General features: G+C 70.5%; 15 protein-coding genes and 1 pseudogene. 10 read left to right on the top strand and 6 right to left on the bottom strand.

Translation table 11 applies throughout. The annotated features are described in order from the left end of the window. Positions 1-76 precede the first annotated feature (76 nt). Together IE198_RS24595 and IE198_RS24590 are read left to right on the top strand one after the other, a co-directional pair. Positions 77-214, top strand: a pseudogene (locus IE198_RS24595) (2OG-Fe dioxygenase family protein); the annotation flags it as partial. A gap of 129 nt (positions 215-343) precedes the next feature. Beyond that, the gene (locus IE198_RS24590) at positions 344-964 is read left to right on the top strand and encodes a LysE family translocator (protein WP_189890194.1); all 621 of its coding nucleotides are present in this window, start codon (positions 344-346) and stop codon (positions 962-964) included. Between the two features lie 27 nt (positions 965-991). Here IE198_RS24590 and IE198_RS24585 read toward each other — a convergent pair whose 3' ends face one another. Next, on the bottom strand, positions 992-1,480 hold the full coding sequence (locus IE198_RS24585) for a YbaK/EbsC family protein (protein WP_189890191.1): 489 nt from the start codon (positions 1,478-1,480) through the stop codon (positions 992-994). 389 nt (positions 1,481-1,869) lie between these two features. Here IE198_RS24585 and IE198_RS24580 point away from each other — a divergent pair, with 389 nt between their 5' ends. The 7 genes from IE198_RS24580 to IE198_RS24550 all read left to right on the top strand — a co-directional run bounded on the left by IE198_RS24580 (position 1,870) and on the right by IE198_RS24550 (position 11,384). Continuing rightward, complete coding sequence (locus tag IE198_RS24580; RefSeq protein ID WP_189890190.1) at positions 1,870-2,790, top strand: TIGR03619 family F420-dependent LLM class oxidoreductase; 921 nt, start codon at positions 1,870-1,872, stop codon at positions 2,788-2,790. Between the two features lie 15 nt (positions 2,791-2,805). Next, positions 2,806-3,558 carry an SDR family NAD(P)-dependent oxidoreductase gene (locus IE198_RS24575; protein ID WP_189890189.1) on the top strand — a complete coding sequence of 251 codons (753 nt, stop codon included), beginning with the start codon at positions 2,806-2,808 and terminating at the stop codon, positions 3,556-3,558. Between the two features lie 111 nt (positions 3,559-3,669). Beyond that, positions 3,670-4,794 (top strand): LLM class flavin-dependent oxidoreductase, encoded by a 1,125-nt coding sequence (locus IE198_RS24570; RefSeq protein ID WP_189890188.1) that lies wholly within the window; start codon positions 3,670-3,672, stop codon positions 4,792-4,794. A 642-nt stretch (positions 4,795-5,436) separates the two neighbouring features. Then, positions 5,437-7,176 carry an N-acyl-D-amino-acid deacylase family protein gene (locus IE198_RS24565; RefSeq protein ID WP_189890186.1) on the top strand — a complete coding sequence of 580 codons (1,740 nt, stop codon included), beginning with the start codon at positions 5,437-5,439 and terminating at the stop codon, positions 7,174-7,176. Further along, positions 7,173-8,624 (top strand): aldehyde dehydrogenase family protein, encoded by a 1,452-nt coding sequence (locus IE198_RS24560; RefSeq protein WP_189890184.1) that lies wholly within the window; start codon positions 7,173-7,175, stop codon positions 8,622-8,624. Before IE198_RS24565 ends, IE198_RS24560 begins: the two co-directional genes overlap by 4 nt. Positions 8,625-8,885: 261 nt before the next feature. After that, the gene (locus IE198_RS24555) at positions 8,886-10,439 is read left to right on the top strand and encodes an APC family permease (protein ID WP_189890181.1); all 1,554 of its coding nucleotides are present in this window, start codon (positions 8,886-8,888) and stop codon (positions 10,437-10,439) included. A gap of 72 nt (positions 10,440-10,511) precedes the next feature. Further along, positions 10,512-11,384 carry a DMT family transporter gene (locus tag IE198_RS24550; RefSeq protein ID WP_189890179.1) on the top strand — a complete coding sequence of 291 codons (873 nt, stop codon included), beginning with the start codon at positions 10,512-10,514 and terminating at the stop codon, positions 11,382-11,384. Between the two features lie 78 nt (positions 11,385-11,462). On the opposite strand, the gene IE198_RS24545 is transcribed toward IE198_RS24550, so the two are convergent. Both IE198_RS24545 and IE198_RS24540 read right to left on the bottom strand, forming a co-directional pair. Further along, positions 11,463-11,837 (bottom strand): VOC family protein, encoded by a 375-nt coding sequence (locus IE198_RS24545; protein WP_189890177.1) that lies wholly within the window; start codon positions 11,835-11,837, stop codon positions 11,463-11,465. A gap of 131 nt (positions 11,838-11,968) precedes the next feature. Next, positions 11,969-13,489 (bottom strand): CehA/McbA family metallohydrolase, encoded by a 1,521-nt coding sequence (locus IE198_RS24540; RefSeq protein ID WP_189890175.1) that lies wholly within the window; start codon positions 13,487-13,489, stop codon positions 11,969-11,971. 158 nt (positions 13,490-13,647) lie between these two features. On the opposite strand from IE198_RS24540, the gene IE198_RS24535 reads away from it, so the two are divergent. After that, positions 13,648-14,475, top strand: coding sequence for an LLM class F420-dependent oxidoreductase (locus tag IE198_RS24535; RefSeq protein WP_189890172.1), 828 nt, complete (start codon positions 13,648-13,650; stop codon positions 14,473-14,475). 23 nt (positions 14,476-14,498) lie between these two features. Here the strand turns inward: IE198_RS24535 and IE198_RS24530 are convergent, their stop codons facing one another. The 3 genes from IE198_RS24530 to IE198_RS24520 form a co-directional block, all read right to left on the bottom strand. After that, the gene (locus IE198_RS24530; RefSeq protein WP_189890170.1) at positions 14,499-15,401 is read right to left on the bottom strand and encodes a helix-turn-helix domain-containing protein; all 903 of its coding nucleotides are present in this window, start codon (positions 15,399-15,401) and stop codon (positions 14,499-14,501) included. A 335-nt stretch (positions 15,402-15,736) separates the two neighbouring features. Next, positions 15,737-15,934 (bottom strand): DUF397 domain-containing protein, encoded by a 198-nt coding sequence (locus tag IE198_RS24525; RefSeq protein ID WP_189890168.1) that lies wholly within the window; start codon positions 15,932-15,934, stop codon positions 15,737-15,739. Continuing rightward, entirely contained in the window at positions 15,931-16,797 is an 867-nt protein-coding gene (locus tag IE198_RS24520) for a helix-turn-helix domain-containing protein (RefSeq protein ID WP_189890167.1), read from the bottom strand. Before IE198_RS24520 ends, IE198_RS24525 begins: the two co-directional genes overlap by 4 nt. Positions 16,798-16,840: the final 43 nt, after the last annotated feature.

The following is a 16,840-nucleotide window of genomic DNA, read 5'->3' as shown; positions in this document are numbered from 1 at the left end:
CTCCGGTGCGGGCGATCGGCGACAAGGTGCCGGAGTCGCCGGAGAACGGTCACCGGCGAAGTGCGGGGAGAAGTTCACGCTCACCGAGTCCCTGGATCTGGCGCTCGTGAACGACGAGCGGGTCTTCCACGGCGTCAGCCCCGTCGAGCGACTCGACCCGTCCCGGACCGCCGAGCGTGACGTACTGGTGATCACCTACCGCCACCGGCCCTGAGACGCCGGCGCGGACCGCCCGCCGGCGGTCCGCGCCTCGGCGCGCCGCAGGGGCCGTTCCCACCCGTACGATCGACCGGTTCCACCGGCCGATGCCCGAGCGAATCAAGAAACGCGGAGATCCGGATCAATGGGCCAGATGATTGCCGTCGCCGTCATCACCGTGCTGGCGGTGATCAGTCCCGGCGCGGATTTCGCCATGACCGTGCGAAACAGTTACCTCTATGGCCGTACCGCCGGGCTGCTCTCCGCCCTGGGTATTTCACTCGGTGTTCTGGTGCATGTCGCCTACACCATGCTCGGAGTCGGCCTGCTCGTCAGCAGAACCCCGACGCTCTTCACCGTCATGAAAATCGTCGGGGCCGTGTATCTGGTGTACATCGGATACAAGACGTTCGTCGCCCGCACACAGACGGACGACATCGAGATCGGCGATGCGAAAGGGCTGTCCGAGGCCGGCGCGCTGAGAACCGGATTCCTCACCAACGCGCTGAATCCCAAGACCATGCTCTTCGTGCTCAGCACCTACACCCAGGTCGTGAGCGCGGACACTCCTGTGGTGCAGCAGGTCGGCTACGGCCTCTTCATGTCCGTCGCGCATCTGGTGTGGTTCAGTCTGGCCGCGCTGCTCTTCTCCCAGCAGGCCCTGCGCGCAAAGTTGTTGAGCAGGCAGGCCGTGCTCAACAAGGTGATCGGCGCGGTGCTCGTCGGTCTCGGCGTGACGCTGGCGCTGACCCCGGCGGTCCAGTAGCGCCCCGCCGGGACGCGCGGCGTGCGGTCAGGGCTGTGAGACGGTCTCGACACGCGGCTCGGCGATCGACGTGTAGTCGCTCGTCGCGAGGGCGACGGACCGGTCGAGCCGAGCGGCGTTGAAGAAGATCTCGGAGCGCCGCAGCAGCTCCGGGTCGACGAACAGCTCCATCCGTTCGTCGAACGAGAAGGGCAGGATCGTGCCGCTTCGGGAGCCGGCCAGCCTCTCCGCCGCGTCCTGCGAGGCGAACCCGGCGTACGTGCCACCGAACAGGCCTTTGATCGCAGCCAGATCCACCCGCTTGTCCCCGGGGACCACGGCCAGGGCGTAACGGGTCACCTTCTTGCCGACCTTGACCATCACGACGATGCACTTGGCCGCCTGGGTCAGGTCGTTGCCCCGCAGCGCGCTCACGGCCTCGGTGGCCCCCTCGGGGGCGTGTTCGATGACGCGGTAGGTCGCACCGTGCTCATCGAGCAGGGCGATCAGCTTGTCGTACATGTCGTTCTCGCTCATCGCTCTCCACCGAACTGGACCCGGCCGGGTCCCGGTCTCGCCGACTGCCGGAACATGGTCCCAGGTGGCGCCGTCGCCGAGTGGCGAGCGGTGGCCGGATACGTTCGTTCCCGGCCGTGCGACCCGCTACCCGCGGCACCCCGTTCGCGGGACCGTCGTCGGCGCCGACGTACTCGTCGAAGCGCGGATCACCAAGCTCGGCAGGCGCATGGCGTTCGCCGACATCACCATGACCGCCGAGGGCGCCAGGAGCCGGCGGCGCGGGCGTCGACGGTGTACGCGCTGATGGGCCGAGGTGCGGGCAGCGAGCCTCTTGCCTGATGCGGCGGCAGCGATGACGATGACCCTCACGCGGTAGGTGACGAACCGTCAGATGTGAGGGAGTCCCCATGGTGGCGTACGGGATGCAGCTTCCGGTCCAGTCGCAGAGCACCCTCTACGCCGAGCCCTGGGAGGCCGGGGCAGGCCCGGACGACCTCGCGGAGATCGCCCGCACCGCGGACCGGGCCGGCTTCGCGTACGTCGCCGTCTGTGACCACGTCGCCATACCGCGTCGGCTGGCGGACGCCATGTCCACCGTCTGGTACGACCCGGTCGCCACGCTCGCCTTCCTCGCCGGCATGACCGACCGGGTGCGGCTGCTGAGTCACGTCGCGGTGGTCGGGCTGCGCCACCCCCTGGTGACGGCCAAGCAGTACGCGACCCTCGACCAGCTCTCCGGCGGGCGGCTGGTCCTCGGTGTGGGAGCCGGGCACGTACGGGAGGAGTTCGAGGCCCTGGGGGTCGACTTCGACACGCGCGGGGCCGTGCTCGACGAGAGCATCGACGCGCTTCGAGCGGCGCTCGGCCCGCAGGAGTACCCGGAGTTCAGTGGAGAGCGGTTCGCGTTCAAGGACCTGGGACAGCGCCCGCGCCCCGCCCAGCCGCTCGTCCCCCTGTGGGTCGGCGGCTCCTCGCCCGCCGCCGTGCGCCGGGCCGCGCTCAAGGGTGACGGCTGGCTGCCGCAGGGCGACTCCCGCGACCGTCTCCCCGCGCAGATCGCGACGGTGCACGCCCTGCGGGAGGCGGCCGGGATCGAGGCCCCCTTCACGGTCGGCGCCATCACCGAACCGCTCTACGTGGGCGAACCGGCCTGGCGCACCGGCCGCCGCACGCTCGCCGGCAAGCCGGCGGCCGTCGCCGAGTCGCTGCGTGCCTACGCGGTGATGGGCGTGCACCAGATCCAGGTCCGCTTCCGCAGCCGGAGCGCCACCGAACTCACCGATCAGATGGCGGCGTTCGCCGCCGACATCGCCCCGCACCTCGACTGACCAAGGAGAGCAGGCATGGGCAAGCTGGACGGACGCGTCGTCCTCGTCACGGGTGCGGCGCGCGGGCAGGGGGAGCAGGAGGTCAGGCTCTTCGCGGCGGAAGGCGCGAAGGTCGTCCTGGCGGACGTGCTCGACGAGCTCGGCGAACCGCTCGCCAAGGAGGTCGGCGGGCTCTACGTCCATCTCGATGTGGGCCAGGAGGCCGACTGGGCGGCCGCCGTCGCCGCAGCGAAGGGTGCGTACGGGAAGATCGACGGCCTCGTCAACAACGCGGGCGTGCTGCGCTTCAACGAACTGGTCTCGACCCCGCTCGAGGAGTTCCAGCTGATCACACAGGTCAATCAGGTCGGCACCTTCCTGGGGATCCGCAGTGTCGCTCCCGAGATCGAGGCCGCGGGCGGCGGCACGATCGTCAACACCGCGTCGTACACGGCACTGACCGGCATGGCGTGCGTCGGCGCCTACACCGCCTCCAAGCACGCGATCCTCGGCCTGACGCGGGTTGCGGCGCTGGAGCTCGCGGCGAAGCGGATCCGGGTCAACGCGGTCTGCCCCGGGGCCGTGGACACGCCGATGAGCAACCCGGAGGGCACGGACCCGGACGCGATCGAGGGCCTCTACCGCACGCTCGTACCGCTCGGCCGGGTCGGGCGTGCCGAGGAGATCGCGAAGCTCGCGCTCTTCCTGACCGGCGAGGACTCCTCGTACATCACCGGCCAGCCGTTCGTGATCGACGGCGGGTGGCTGGCCGGTGTCAGTATTCTCTGACGGACCGTCAGCTATTGACGGCGTACGCGCCCGGTGGAACAGTCGACCCCATTCATATCTGACGCACCGTCAGGTCTGGCGGGAACGGAACCGATAAGGCGGTGAACCCCCGTGGAATTCGGCCTCTTTGTTCAGGGCTACCTCGGCAAGCGTGCCGAGACCGACCCACTCGCCGAGCACAAGGCGCTGATGGAGGAGACCGAGTACGTCATCCAGGCGGACAAGTCCGGGTTCAAGTACGCCTGGGCCTCCGAGCACCACTTCCTGGACGAGTACTCCCATCTGTCGGCCAACGACGTCTTCCTCGGCTACCTCGCCCACGCGACCGAACGCATCCACCTCGGCTCCGGGATCTTCAACCCGCTGGCCCCGGTCAACCATCCGGTCAAGGTGGCGGAGAAGGTCGCGATGCTCGACCACCTCTCGAAAGGCCGCTTCGAATTCGGCTCGGGGCGGGGTGCCGGGTCGCACGAGATCCTCGGGTTCATGCCGGGCATCACCGACATGAACCACACCAAGGAGATCTGGGAAGAGACGATCGCCGAGTTCCCCAGGATGTGGCTGCAGGACGAGTACGTGGGCTTCCAGGGCAAGCACTGGTCCCTGCCGCCGAGGAAGGTACTGCCGAAGCCGTACGGGCGCGCCCACCCGCCCATGTGGTACGCGGCCGGGTCCCCGTCCTCGTACGCCATGGCCGGCGGAAAGGGTCTCGGGGTGCTGGGCTTCAGCGTCCAGAAGGTATCCGACATGGAATGGGTCCTCGACTCGTACAAGACGGCCGTCAAGGAGGCGAGGGCGGTCGGCGCGTTCGTCAACGACAACGTGATGGTGACGTCGACGGCGATCTGCGCTCAGACGCACGATCGAGCGGTCGAGATCGCGGTCTCCGGCGGTCTCAACTACCTGCAGTCACTGCTGTTCCGCTACCACGACACGTTCCCGCGGCCGGAGGGCGTCCCTCAGTGGCCGGAGCTGCTGCCGGAGTACACCGCGGAGATCATCGAGCTGCTGATAGCCGAGGAACTGATGATCTGCGGCGATCCCGGGGAGGTGCTGCAGCAGTGCAAACGGTGGGAGCAGGCGGGGGCGGACCAGTTGTCGTTCGGGCTGCCGATCGGGGTGTCGTACGAGGACACGATGACGACCATCCGGTTGATCGGGGAGCATGTGATCCCGCAGATCGACACGGATCCTGTCCACCGGACGACGAGATTCCGCGAGTCCGCGGGGACGTGAGCGCCGTGGGCCTGTCGTGGGTGCGTTGCGCCTGCGACGGGCCTGTTCCCCGCCCCTACGCCTGGCGGCGTGGGCGGCACCCTCGTCCCGAAACGAGTTCCGCCCGTGCCCGCACCGGCCTCCGGGCGAAGCCCCGTACCCGGTACCGCGCCTCGTGCGGTGTCTCCGCCCCCGGGCCCCGGCACCTCGAACGACGGCGAGGCTGGATGTGTCCGCGCAGGGTGGGCCGGTTTGCCGCCCAGCGGCAGTTCCAGCCCGGTCGGCAGTGGGGCCACCGCGGGGAGCGTGGTGCCGGGGGTCCGGGCTCGGCCCGGTTCGGGCAAGGGCGGGGTGGGGAACAGGCCCCCGCTCAGCGCCGCCCCGCGCCCCGAACGCCCCCGCCCCACCCACCCCACGCTCGGACGGCGTCTTCCCGGACCGCCGCCCGTACCGGCCCGGTCGGAGAGCGCACCGCGGTCGCGGCCGGCCGCCGCGCCCTCCGTCCGGGCCGCCCCCACCGGCGCCTGGCCCCCGGCCGAGGGCGACGCCCGGCCCGCCCGGGGAGAACGCACCCGGGCCACCCCGCCCGGGGAGAACGCACCCGGGCCACCCCGCCCGCCCGGCCCCACCCGCACCCACCGGCCCGCGCCAGAAGGGGACGCCATGCTCGCCCATCTGATCCGTAACGCGACCGTCGTCGACGGCACCGGCGGCCCCGCCCGTGCCGTCGACGTGGGCGTCGGTGACGACGGCCGTATCGCCGTCATCACCGAGCCCGGGCACGCCCCCGAGGCGAGGACCACAGAGGACGCCACCGGCCTTGTCCTCGCGCCCGGTTTCGTCGACCCGCACACGCACTACGACGCCCAGCTGTTCTGGGACCCGTACGCCACGCCGTCCCTGAATCACGGCGTCACCACCGTCGTCGGCGGCAACTGCGGTTTCACCCTCGCTCCCCTCGACCCGGACCGTCCCGGCGACGCCGACTACACGCGCCGGATGATGTCGAAGGTCGAGGGCATGTCCCTCGTGGCGCTCGAACAGGGCGCCCCCTGGAACTGGCACACGTTCGGCGAGTACCTGGACGCCCTCGACGGCCGCACCGCCGTCAACGCGGGCTTCATGGTGGGCCATTGCGCGATCCGCCGGTACGGCATGGGCCCGGAGGCGATCGGCGGGCAGCCGACCACGGACCAACTCGGCCGGATGGTGGCGCTCCTCCATGACGCGATGGACGCCGGTGCCTGGGGGCTGTCCACGACCCAGTCCTCGACCCATACCGACGGTGACGGCAGGCCCGTGGCCTCCCGGCACGCGCTCCCCGCCGAGCTGCTCGCGCTGTCGCGGGCCGTCGGCGAACACGAGGGCACGCAGCTGGAGGCGATCGTCGCGGGCTGTCTCGACCGGTTCGAGGACGACGAGATCGATCTGCTCGTCGAGATGAGCGCCGCCGCGGGCAGGCCGCTCAACTGGAACGTCCTCACCGTCGACGCCGCCGTCCCCGAACGCGTACCCCGCCAGCTGATCCCGTCCGAGCGGGCCCGTAAGGCCGGTGGCCGGATCGTCGCGCTCACCATGCCGATCCTCACGCCGATGAACATGTCGTTGGGCACGTTCTGTGCGCTCAACCTCATCCCCGGCTGGGGCGAGGTCCTGTCGCTCCCCGTGCCGCAGCGGATCGCGAAGCTGCGCGACCCGGCCGTCCGGGCCGAGATGCTGCGGCGTGCCGACTCCAGGGAGGCGGGGGTCTTCCGCCGCCTCGCGCACTTCGGCCGTTATGTCGTCGGCGACACGTACACGCCCCGGAACGAGGGTCTGACCGGCCGGGTCGTGGGGGACATCGCGGCCGAACGGGGCCAGGACCCGTTCCGGTGCCTGGTCGAGATCTGCGCCAACGACGATCTGCGGACGGTCCTTTGGCCCATGCCCACCGACAACGACGCCGACTCGTGGGCTCTGCGTGCGAAGACGTGGCAGCACGAGGACGTGCTGCTCGGCGGTTCCGACGCCGGCGCGCACCTGGACCGGATGTGCGGCGCCCCGTACACGACGCGGTTCATCGGTGACTGTCTGCGCGGCCGGAAGCTGGTCGGGCTGGAGGAGGCGGTGAAGATGCTGACCGACGACCCGGCGCGGCTCTTCGGTCTGCGCGAGCGCGGCCGGATCATCGAGGGCCACCACGCGGACCTCGTCCTGTTCGACCCTGAGCGGATCGACGCGGGCCCGGCGACACTGGTGCACGATCTGCCGGGCGGGAGTCCGCGGCTGGACGCGAAGGCGATCGGCATCGTGTCGGTGCGTGTCAACGGCGTGGAGACGATACGGAACGACGAGGTCACCGGCGCCGTACCGGGCAAGGTGCTGCGCTCCGGCCGGGACACGAGGACGGTGTCGACCCGGTGAAGGAGCGGCTGTTCATCGGCGGCGAGTGGGTGGAGCCGGACGGGGGTCACTACGAGGTGGTCGACCCGGCGACGGAGGAGGTCGTCGGCCTCGCCCCCGAGGCGAGCCGCGCCCAGGTCCACGAGGCGGCGGCCGCCGCCCGCGAGGCGTTCACCGCCTGGTCCCGTACGAGGCCGGAGGAGCGCGCGGCGATCCTGGACCGTGCCGCGTCCCTCGTGCAGCGCGACCTGGAAGCGCACACGGAGGTCGCCCGCGCGGAGAGCGGCGCGACGACGGCGACGGCGCGCGGTATGCAGGTCATGGTGGGCGCGGCGCGATTCCGCCGTTACGCGAAGGGCGCGCTGGAGCCGGTCGAGCAGGCACTGCCGCCGCAGATCAGCGCCGCGGGCCCGATGGGGAAGGCCGGCATCCTCGGGGCCGTGGCGGTGCGCCGCCCGGTCGGTGTGGTCACCTGCATCACCTCCTACAACAACCCGTGGGCGAACCCTGCGGGCAAGGTCGCGCCCGCGCTGGCGATGGGCAACACGGTCGTCGTGAAACCGGCCCCGCAGGACCCGCTGTCCGTGTACCGGATGGCCGAGGCCCTTCAGGAGGCCGGTGCCCCGCCGGGAACGGTCAACGTGGTCACGGGCTCCGCCCCGGCGGTCGGCGAGGCGGCCGTGGACTCCGGGGACGTCGACATGGTCAGCTTCACCGGCTCGACGGCGGTCGGCCGCCGGATCGCCGAGGTCTGCGGCCGTGGGATGAAGCGCGGGCTGATGGAGCTCGGCGGCAAGGGCGCAGCGCTCGTCTTCGACGACGCGGACCTCTCCGCCGCGGTGCGCGGGATCGGCACCACGTTCTCCTTCTACAGCGGGCAGATCTGTACGGCGCCGACGCGGGTGATCGCGCAGCGTGGGGTGTACGACCGGCTGGTGGAGGGCCTCGCCGCCTATGCGCGCGCGCTGCGGGTCGGCGATCCGGCCGATCCCGGGACGGTCGTCGGCCCGGTCATCTCGGCGGCGCACCGCGACCGGGTGGAGTCCTACGTCGAGCTGGGGCGGAAGGAGGGCGGCCGTCTGGTGACGGGCGGCGAGCGCCCTGCCTGCGACAAGGGCTTCTATGTGGCTCCGACCCTCTTCGCGGACTGCACGAAGGACATGAGGATCGTGCGGGAGGAGATCTTCGGGCCGGTCGTGGTCGTCGTCCCGTTCGACGACGAGGAGGAGGGTGTGGCACTCGCCGGTGACAGTGACTACGGCCTGATCGACTACGTCTTCTCGGGCGATGTGGCCCGCGCCTTCCGCGTCGCGGGCGAGCTGCGGACGGGCGGGGTCGGGGTGAACACGGTCGGCAGGAACATGGAGGCACCTTTCGGCGGCTTCGGCAGCAGTGGGGTCGGCCGGGACGTCGGCTCGTACGCGCTGCATGCGTACAGCGAACTCCAGTCGGTGGTGTGGCCGGGCTGAGAGCGGGCCGGAACCCTTGTGAGTGCAGGGCCGGAAAAAGACGGGGGAAAATTTGAAAACGGACATAACGGGCTAGGCTGCGGTTCTCGCATCTCGGGAGTGGAGCCACAGGGCCTCGTGATGTGCTCTCGGTAATGCCGGTTAGTCTTTTAATCGATCTCCAGAACCTGATGAAGCCTTGGAATCGAAGCCTCGACGCCCTTCCTGTATCCGGATCTTGATCTTCCGGATGAGGAAAGCGCAGCACTTAACGTCCTGTGCATGACTCAGCTCGATGCGCGGCCGCAGGCCGGAGACACGGTACGGAGCGCCCTCGACGGGGGCGTCCGCACCAAAGGCCTCGGCGGGAACTCCGTCGGTCTCATGGGCGGTGCCGTCATCGGCGTCTCGACGGTGGCCCCCGTCTACTGCCTGACGTCCACGCTCGGGCCGACGGTCGGCGAGGTCGGGCTCCAGATGCCGGCGATCTTCCTGGCAGGCTTTCTGCCGATGCTGCTGGTCGCCTTCGCGTACCGCGAGCTCAACAAGGCGGTGCCGGACTGCGGCACCTCCTTCACCTGGTCGGTCAAGGCCTTCGGCCCCAGGATCGGCTGGATGTGCGGCTGGGGCCTGCTGGTGGCGACCGTCGTCGTCCTCTCCAACCTCGCCGGCGTTGCCACCTCGTTCTTCTGGCTCACCGCCGGAGAGATCACGGGCAGCGACAGCGTCGCCGCCCTCGACGGCAACAAGGCCGTCCACATCCTCACCACCCTGGCCTTCATCGCCGTCGCGACGGCGATCAGCTACCGCGGCATCACCGCGACGAAGTGGATCCAGTACGCCCTGGTCGGCCTCCAGCTCGCCGTCATCGCGATCTTCGCGGTCATGGCGATCTCGAAATCCGGCGAGGTCGCGGGCTCCCTGGACTTCTCGCTGTCCTGGATCAACCCCTTCGGCGTGGGGTCCTTCTCCGCCTTCACCGCCGGGCTCTCCCTCTCGATCTTCATCTACTGGGGCTGGGACGCCTGCCTGTCCATCAACGAGGAGAGCATCGGCAGCGCCCATACCCCTGGCCGCTCCGCGATGCTCGCCATGGTCGTCATCGTCGCCTCGTACCTGATGGTCGCCGTCGCCGTCCAGATGTACGCCGGCATCGGCGACAAGGGCACCGGCCTCGGGAACCCGGACACCTCCGACAACGTCTTCGCGGTCCTCGCCACACCGGTCATGGGCTCCGGTCTCGGCATCCTGCTCTTCGTCGCGGTCCTCGCATCCGCCGCGGCCAGCCTGCAGACCACGTTCATCCCGGTCGCCCGCACCGCTCTCGCGATGAGCGCGTACGACGCCATGCCGAAGGCGTTCGCCGAGGTCCACCCCCGCTTCAGGACGCCGGGGCGCGCGACCGTGGTCGCGGGCGTCGCCACCGGCGTCTTCTACACGGTGATGAGCCTCGTCAGCGAGAACGTCCTGGTCGACACGATCTACGCGCTCGGCCTGATGATCTGCTTCTACTACTCGATCACGGCCTTCGCCTGCGTCTGGTTCTTCCGCGAGGAACTGACCGCATCCACCGCCAACCTGCTCTTCAAGGGCGTCCTCCCCGGCATCGGCGGCCTGATGCTGACCGCCGTCTTCGGCAAGACCCTCTACGACATGTGGGACCCGGCCTACGGCTCCGGCTCCTCCGTCCTCGGCATGGGCTCGGTCTTCGTCATCGGGGTCGGCCTGCTGGTGCTCGGCCTCGTCCTGATGCTCCTCATGGAGCGCCGCAGCCCGGCGTTCTTCCGCGGCGAGGTCCTGACGAAGGAGACCCCGGCGCTGCAGCCGGCGGACTGACCCGCCCGGCCGCGGGGCGCCGACTGGAGTGTCGGCGCCCCGCGTCCCCGCGCCCCGCCCTACCGTGCGGTCATGCGAGCACCCGAGGGCAGCGGCGCAGCCCTGGCCACGTTCGCCGCCTGCTGCCTCCTCGCAGGCGGCAACGCCGTCGGCGTCCGCTTCAGCAACCGTGAACTCGATCCGCTCTGGGGCGCCGCACTGCGCTTCGGGGCGGCAGCCGCGGTCCTGCTCCTCCTCATGGCCCTCATACGGCTTTCCTGGCCGCGCGGCCGGGCCCTGGCCGGAGCGCTGCTGTTCGGCGTGCTCAACTTCGGTGTCACCTTCGCCCTGGCCTACTACGCCCTCGTCCGCATACACGCAGGCCTCGGCCAGACGATCCTCGCGCTGGTGCCGCTCGCCGCCCTGCTGCTCTCCGTCGCCCAGCACCAGGAGAGGTTCCGGGTGCGGGCGGCCGTGGGGACGGTGCTCGCCGTCGCGGGCGTCGCGGTGGTGTCCCGAAATCCGCTGCAGGGTGCCGTCCCCCTGCTGTCGTTCCTGGCCATGCTCGGCGCGGTGCTCTCCTTCGCGGAGGCGACGGTCCTGGTCCACCGCCTGCCCAAGGTCCACCCGGTCACGATGAACGCGGTCGGCATGACCGGCGCCGCGGTCCTCCTCTTCGCCGGCTCGCGCGCCGCCGGCGACGCGTGGATCCTCCCCGAGCGCACGGCGACATGGTGGGCCCTGGTGTACGTCGTCCTGGCCGGCTCGGTGGCGGTGTTCGTGCTCTACCTGCTCCTGGTCAGGGCCTGGGGTCCCTCCCGCGCCGCGTACGTCTTCGTCGTCTTTCCCCTCGTCACCATCCTCCTCTCGGCCTGGCTCGACGCCGAGCCCCTGACGCCCAGCCTGCTCCTGGGAGCTCCGATGATCCTCCTCGGCGTCTACGTGGGGGCCCTGCACAGGCGTTGACCGGCCCCAGCCGCGAGGGCCGGCGGCGCCCGGCTCACCCTGTGCGGTCCGGCCGCCGCAAGGGCCCGCGGTGGTGGCTCACACCGTGCGCTCCGCCGCGCCGCGTTCCACGCAGAACTCGTTGCCCTCCGGGTCCGACAGGGTCACCCAGCCCCTGCCGTCCGGGACGCGGTGGTCGGCGACCAGCGTCGCGCCGAGGGCCAGCAGGCGGTCCACCTCCTCGTCGCGGGTACGGTCCGTCGGGACGATGTCGAGATGGACGCGGTTCTTGAGCGTCTTCTGCTCCGGGACGGTGACGAACAGGAGCGTGCCGCCCTTCGACGCGACCAGCGCTTCCGGGTCGCCGGGCGCGTCCTCGTCGGACACCTCCGCGTCCAGAACCGCGGCCCAGAAGGTGGCCAGGCGGTAGGCGTCGGCACAGTCGACGGTGATGTGGCGAACAAGAGATCCCATGGGCGGAGCGTAGGACCCTGCGGCTGCGGCAGCACCGGGCTTTTCACGGGTGAGGGCGGTCGCCGTCAGGGCCGGGCGGCCGCGCCGCCTGCACCCTCGGCGGCCCGGACGTCATTTCGGCCCTCGTAGCGTCAACGTCCCAGGAAAACCGGGTTGGTGAGCGCGGCGAGTGCGCCCGGAAGCGGCGGCATGACGGGCGCGTGACGCACCTCGGCGCGCACATGACCCGAGTACTGAGCCGTCGTACGCCACTCCACCGTGCCGCTGCCGCTGCCCGGCAGGGCGGCGGAGTGCAGCACGCCCTGGTCGGTCACGAACCGGACCGTGCAGCCCGGTGCGCCCGTGACCTCGAGACGCAGGGTCACCGGGTCGTCGGCGTCCACCCGCAGCCGCTCGCCGATCCCGGCGTGCCCACCGCGCCGCCCGCCCGTCGCGGAGAAGGACAAGGACACGTCCTTGGACTCGGCGACGTAACTCCGTCCGGCGCGGATGCCGTCGAGGATCGCCTCACGGGTCAGGTCGTCCGCCAGGACGACCGTCTGCGGCGTGCCGATCGGGTCGGGGTCGCGGTGCGCGTCGCTGCTGCCCATGGCGGGGATCCAGCGCTTCCCGGTGCGGGCGGCGAGCCCCAGCGCGCTGTCCCAGTCGGCGAGGGACACCTCGTCGTCGGGTGTGTAGGGCCCGTTCCAGACCTCCACCGCATCGGCCTCGCCGAAGCCGAACTTCCAGTTGCAGCCGATGCAGGTGGCGTGCGGATGGGCGGGGACGACAAGACCGCCGGCCCGCCGGATCTCGCGGGCGTAGTGGCCGAAGCGGTTGTCGCGGGCCCGGTAGCGCCAGTCGACGAACGTGCCCGGGTCGGTGCCGATCGCCACCACGTGCCCGTTGCGTGTCGTGACCTCCTCGCCGAGCAGGACCAGCAGGTCGTCACCGGCCTCCTTCGCCCAGTGGGCGTGCGCCGCATGGGTGTTGTGCTCTGAGGAGTTGATGAAGTCGAGCCCGGCGGCACGCGCGAGCGCAGCGATCTCGGCGGGGGTGCGGCGCCCGTCGGAGTACCAGGAGTGGATGTGGCAGTCACCCCGGTACCAAGCCCGCCCGCGCCCCTTCGCCCGCTCCGGCGGATACACCGGCCGCTGCCGCTCCGGAGTGGGTCCGTAGGTGAGCGTGACCGTCACCTCGTAGGCCAGCCCCTGCGGCGCGACCGTGTACGGGCCGAGCGCGATGTTCCAGGTCCCGGCGCGGACCGGGCCGGGGATGTAGCCGGGTGTCGCCTCGTCGGCGCGGATGAAGAACTCCTTGCGGGCCCCGCCCGACCACCCTCGGAACCCCTCGCCGCCGAGCCCGGTGCCGCGCTCGTCGAAGATGCCGATGTCGAGGGCGTTGCCCGCCGTACCGGCCGGGACGGCGGGCTTCTCGTACACGTACGAAACGTGGATCTCCCTTACCCCGCGCGGTACTTCGACAGGCAGGTACACGTAGTCGGGGGAGCCGGGCGGCAGCGTGCCTCGCACGACCTCGGTCTCCTTGTCACCGTCGTGTGGCGCGGCGCTCGCGAAGCTCACGGTCCCCAACGTAGCCGCGGCGGCGGCTCCGGTGAGGAGCAGCCCGCGCCGCGCCATCGCGTGTCCCGCGTGTTCTTCCTCGTTGCACATGCCGTCGGCTCCCCAGGGTGTCGAGAAGGACAGGAGTGATGCAGCTCGCAGTCGAACCCTGGTATTGAGCCGTTAACGGGCGGCCAAGGGAAGGGGTTCGCCGGACGGCGCGGTCCTGTCCGGCGACGAGTGGCGCTCCTCCGGCATACGTTGGGGGCATGCGGATCGCGACCACCATGTTCCTGACGGACGAGACGATCAGCCCCGTGCGGCTGGCCCGCGAGCTCGAGCAGCGGGGTTTCGCCGGCCTGTACGTCCCGGAGCACACCCACATCCCGGTGGAGCGGACCACCGGCTACCCCGCGGGCGGTGAACTGCCCCGCGAGTACGGCCGCACACTGGACCCCTTCGTGGCGCTCGCCCAGGCGGCGGCGGTGACGGACCGCCTGGCGCTGGGCACGGGCATCACCCTGGTCGCCCAGCACGACCCGATCGACCTCGCCAAGCAGATCGCCTCCCTGGACCACGTCTCCGGCGGCCGCTTCACGCTGGGCGTGGGCTTCGGCTGGAACAAGGAGGAGGCGGCGGACCACGGGGTCGAGTGGTCGACGCGTCGGGAACTCGCACTGGACCGGATGCGCCTGATGCGCGCCCTGTGGGCTTCCGAACCCACCACGTACAAGGGCGAGTTCAACTCGATCCGCCCTTCCTTCGCCTTCCCCAAGCCGGCCGGTGGAGCCCCCCGCATCCTGGTCGGCGGCGCGGCGGGCCCGAAGCTGTTCTCCCACATCACCGAGTACGCGGACGGCTGGCTCCCGGTCGGCGGCCGGGGGCTGACCGAGACCGTGCCCCGGTTGCGTGACGCCTGGGAGGCTGCGGGCCGCGACCCGAAGACCCTCCAGATCGTCCCGTACGCGGTCCGCCCCTCAGCGGGCAAGCTGGCGCACTACGCGGAGATGGGCGTCGAAGAGGTGGTCCTGCAACTCCCACCGGGCGACGAGGCGGAGGTGCTGCGGGCGCTGGACGAGTACGCGCAGTACTTGTAACCGGCTGGCTGTCTGTCACCCCATCAAGCTGCGGCCGTGGCGGCGTACGCCTCGGCGCAGCCACCGCACAGCCCCGGCTCCGGCGCCCGGAACGCGAGATCGCATGCGTCGCACGTCTGGAACGGGTCCGGGCTCGGCGGGGCGGCCGGGAGCGGGGGCGGCAGCAGCTCCGTCAGCCGGTGCCGGAGCAGCCCGGCCGGGTGGTGCAGCTGCCCGGCGGGCAGCGCGGCCGTCAGCGTCCGCCGTAGGGCATCGGGAGCGATACCGCGCTCCAGCCAGGCGTCGACGGCGGGGGAGAGCCGGGCGATGTCCCGCTGGGAGAGCAGCAGCCGAGGGTCGTGTCGGCGCAGGTCGGCGAGGAGTGCGGCGGGGACGGGACCGGTCGGAACGGGGACGGGCTTCGGTACGCGGGCCGGGGCGGCGAGCTGCTGCCGAGGTGCCGGTGGGGGCGCGACCGGTTCCGGCGCGGTCGGCTCGGCCACGGGTCGCTCGACGCCGGGCGGGGGCGGTGGCGGCGCTTCCCGAACGGGCGCGCACGCGGGCGCGGCCTGCCTCGGCGCACCGGCCCGCATCGCGGGCGGGTTGTTGAACGACTCCGTGGTCGTGATCAGATGCCCGGACGGCAACCGCACCCGCGTACGCCGCAGATATCCGTAGCGCTCCAGCTCGTTGAGGGCACCCGAAATGCGGTCCTCACCCTCGGGGAACCGCTCGGCGAGCTTCTTGATCGAGATCCTCGTGCCCGCCCGAAGTGACTGGATGTGCACGCAGAGCCCGATCGCGGTCAGCGAGAGTTTGTCGTGCTGGGCGAGGTGGTTGCCGACCACGACGAAGCGTTCGTTGTGCGGCAGATTGATGTGCCGGATACCGACCGCCGGAACGGGCGGCGACGCGCACAGGGGCGCGTTAAGCTGCGCTACAGCCATGGGGAAGCTGCTTCTTCCTCGTTGGTGAGGCCCTCGATCGGGATGCCAGTCCCGGCCGGGGGCCGCCGCATTTCTGCGGTCGTGTTCTGTTGTCGAGGCTGAGCTTGCACCGCGTCATGGCATATGCGCCAGTTGAGTTGGGGTGCATCACCCATCCGAGTGAGCGGTGGGTGAGGGTGGGGTTGGGTTGGTTCTTTCTCTGGTTCTTGAGCCTTTTGAAGGGGGGACCTCGGGGTCCAGGCAACCCGGGACCGGGGAATCCCTGATCCGGCCCTACCGTGACAAATCGCCACGATCGGGGCGCGCGTATTTCCGCAGTCGGTACGATTCGCACCTCAGCGCGTGGGAGCAGCCCCGGTGAACGCGACGAAGTCGGCCCAGACGGAGGCGCGCACGGCGAGCCGGGGTCCGGTCAGACGCTTGGAGTCGCGGACGTGGACGGTGCCGCGACCGTCAGCGATCTCGATGCAGGATCCCCCCTCGCCCCCGCTGTAGCTGCTCTTGAACCAGTGGAGCTGCTGCTCGGTGTTCATCGCTCTCCCAGCATCTTCTCGATCAGGGCCAGGGACTCCCGCGCGTTGAGGGCCTGAGATCGAAGGATGCCATAGCGGGCGGTGATGAGCCTGACCTGTTCCGTATCGGTGATCAGCCGCGGATACCCCTGCACCTCCGTGTACGCAACCTGCTGGCGGGTCTCGGCCGTGAGCAGGGTGAACACGCCGTCGACATTGGGGTGTTCCTCGCGGTCCGTCGGCATGACCTGTAATTCCACGGTCCGCATCTGCCCCACCCGGAGGAGCCGGCGCAACTGGGCTTCATGGACCGCTCGGCCACCGATCGGACGTTGGAGGGCTGCTTCCTCCACAATGAAGCTGCACGTGGGCGCCGGCCAGCGCTCGAAGAGCTGCTGCCGTGCCATGCGGTCGACGACGCGAATTGCGATGGTCTCCTCGTCGAGCAGCGGCCGACGTTGGGAGAAGATGGCCCGCGCGTAGTCCTCGGTCTGCAGAAGGCCGTGAACGACCTGATTGCTGTAGTCGTGCAGTTCTACTGCACCGGCCTCCAACTTGGCGTAGCTCCGGTACCACTCGGGATGGCGGGTCCGGGCCTTCGCCTGCGCCTCCCGTACGTCCGACACGGCAGCCCTCAGCACCCCGCGAGCGTCCAGGAGCTCGTCGGCGCGCTCCAGGAAGTCGGGTTGCGGCGTCCGTACGCCGCGTTCCATCGCGGAGATCAGTGCTTCCCCGCAGTGCGTCGCCGCGCCCAACTCCTTCTGGCTCAGCCCGGCGGCCTCACGCAACACCTTGATCTGCTTTCCGAGGGCACGGAAGAGGTGGGTGGTTCCATCGACTTCCGACGGGCGCTCCGGCCGCTCGTCGCGTTCCGCGTCCGCCATTGCTCGCCTGCCTCTCGATCGTCGCAGGGGCCACGCCCGACGA

Source organism: Streptomyces xantholiticus (genome assembly GCF_014651015.1).
Lineage (GTDB): Bacteria > Actinomycetota > Actinomycetes > Streptomycetales > Streptomycetaceae > Streptomyces > Streptomyces xantholiticus.
This window is presented reverse-complemented; position numbering and strand designations above follow the sequence as displayed.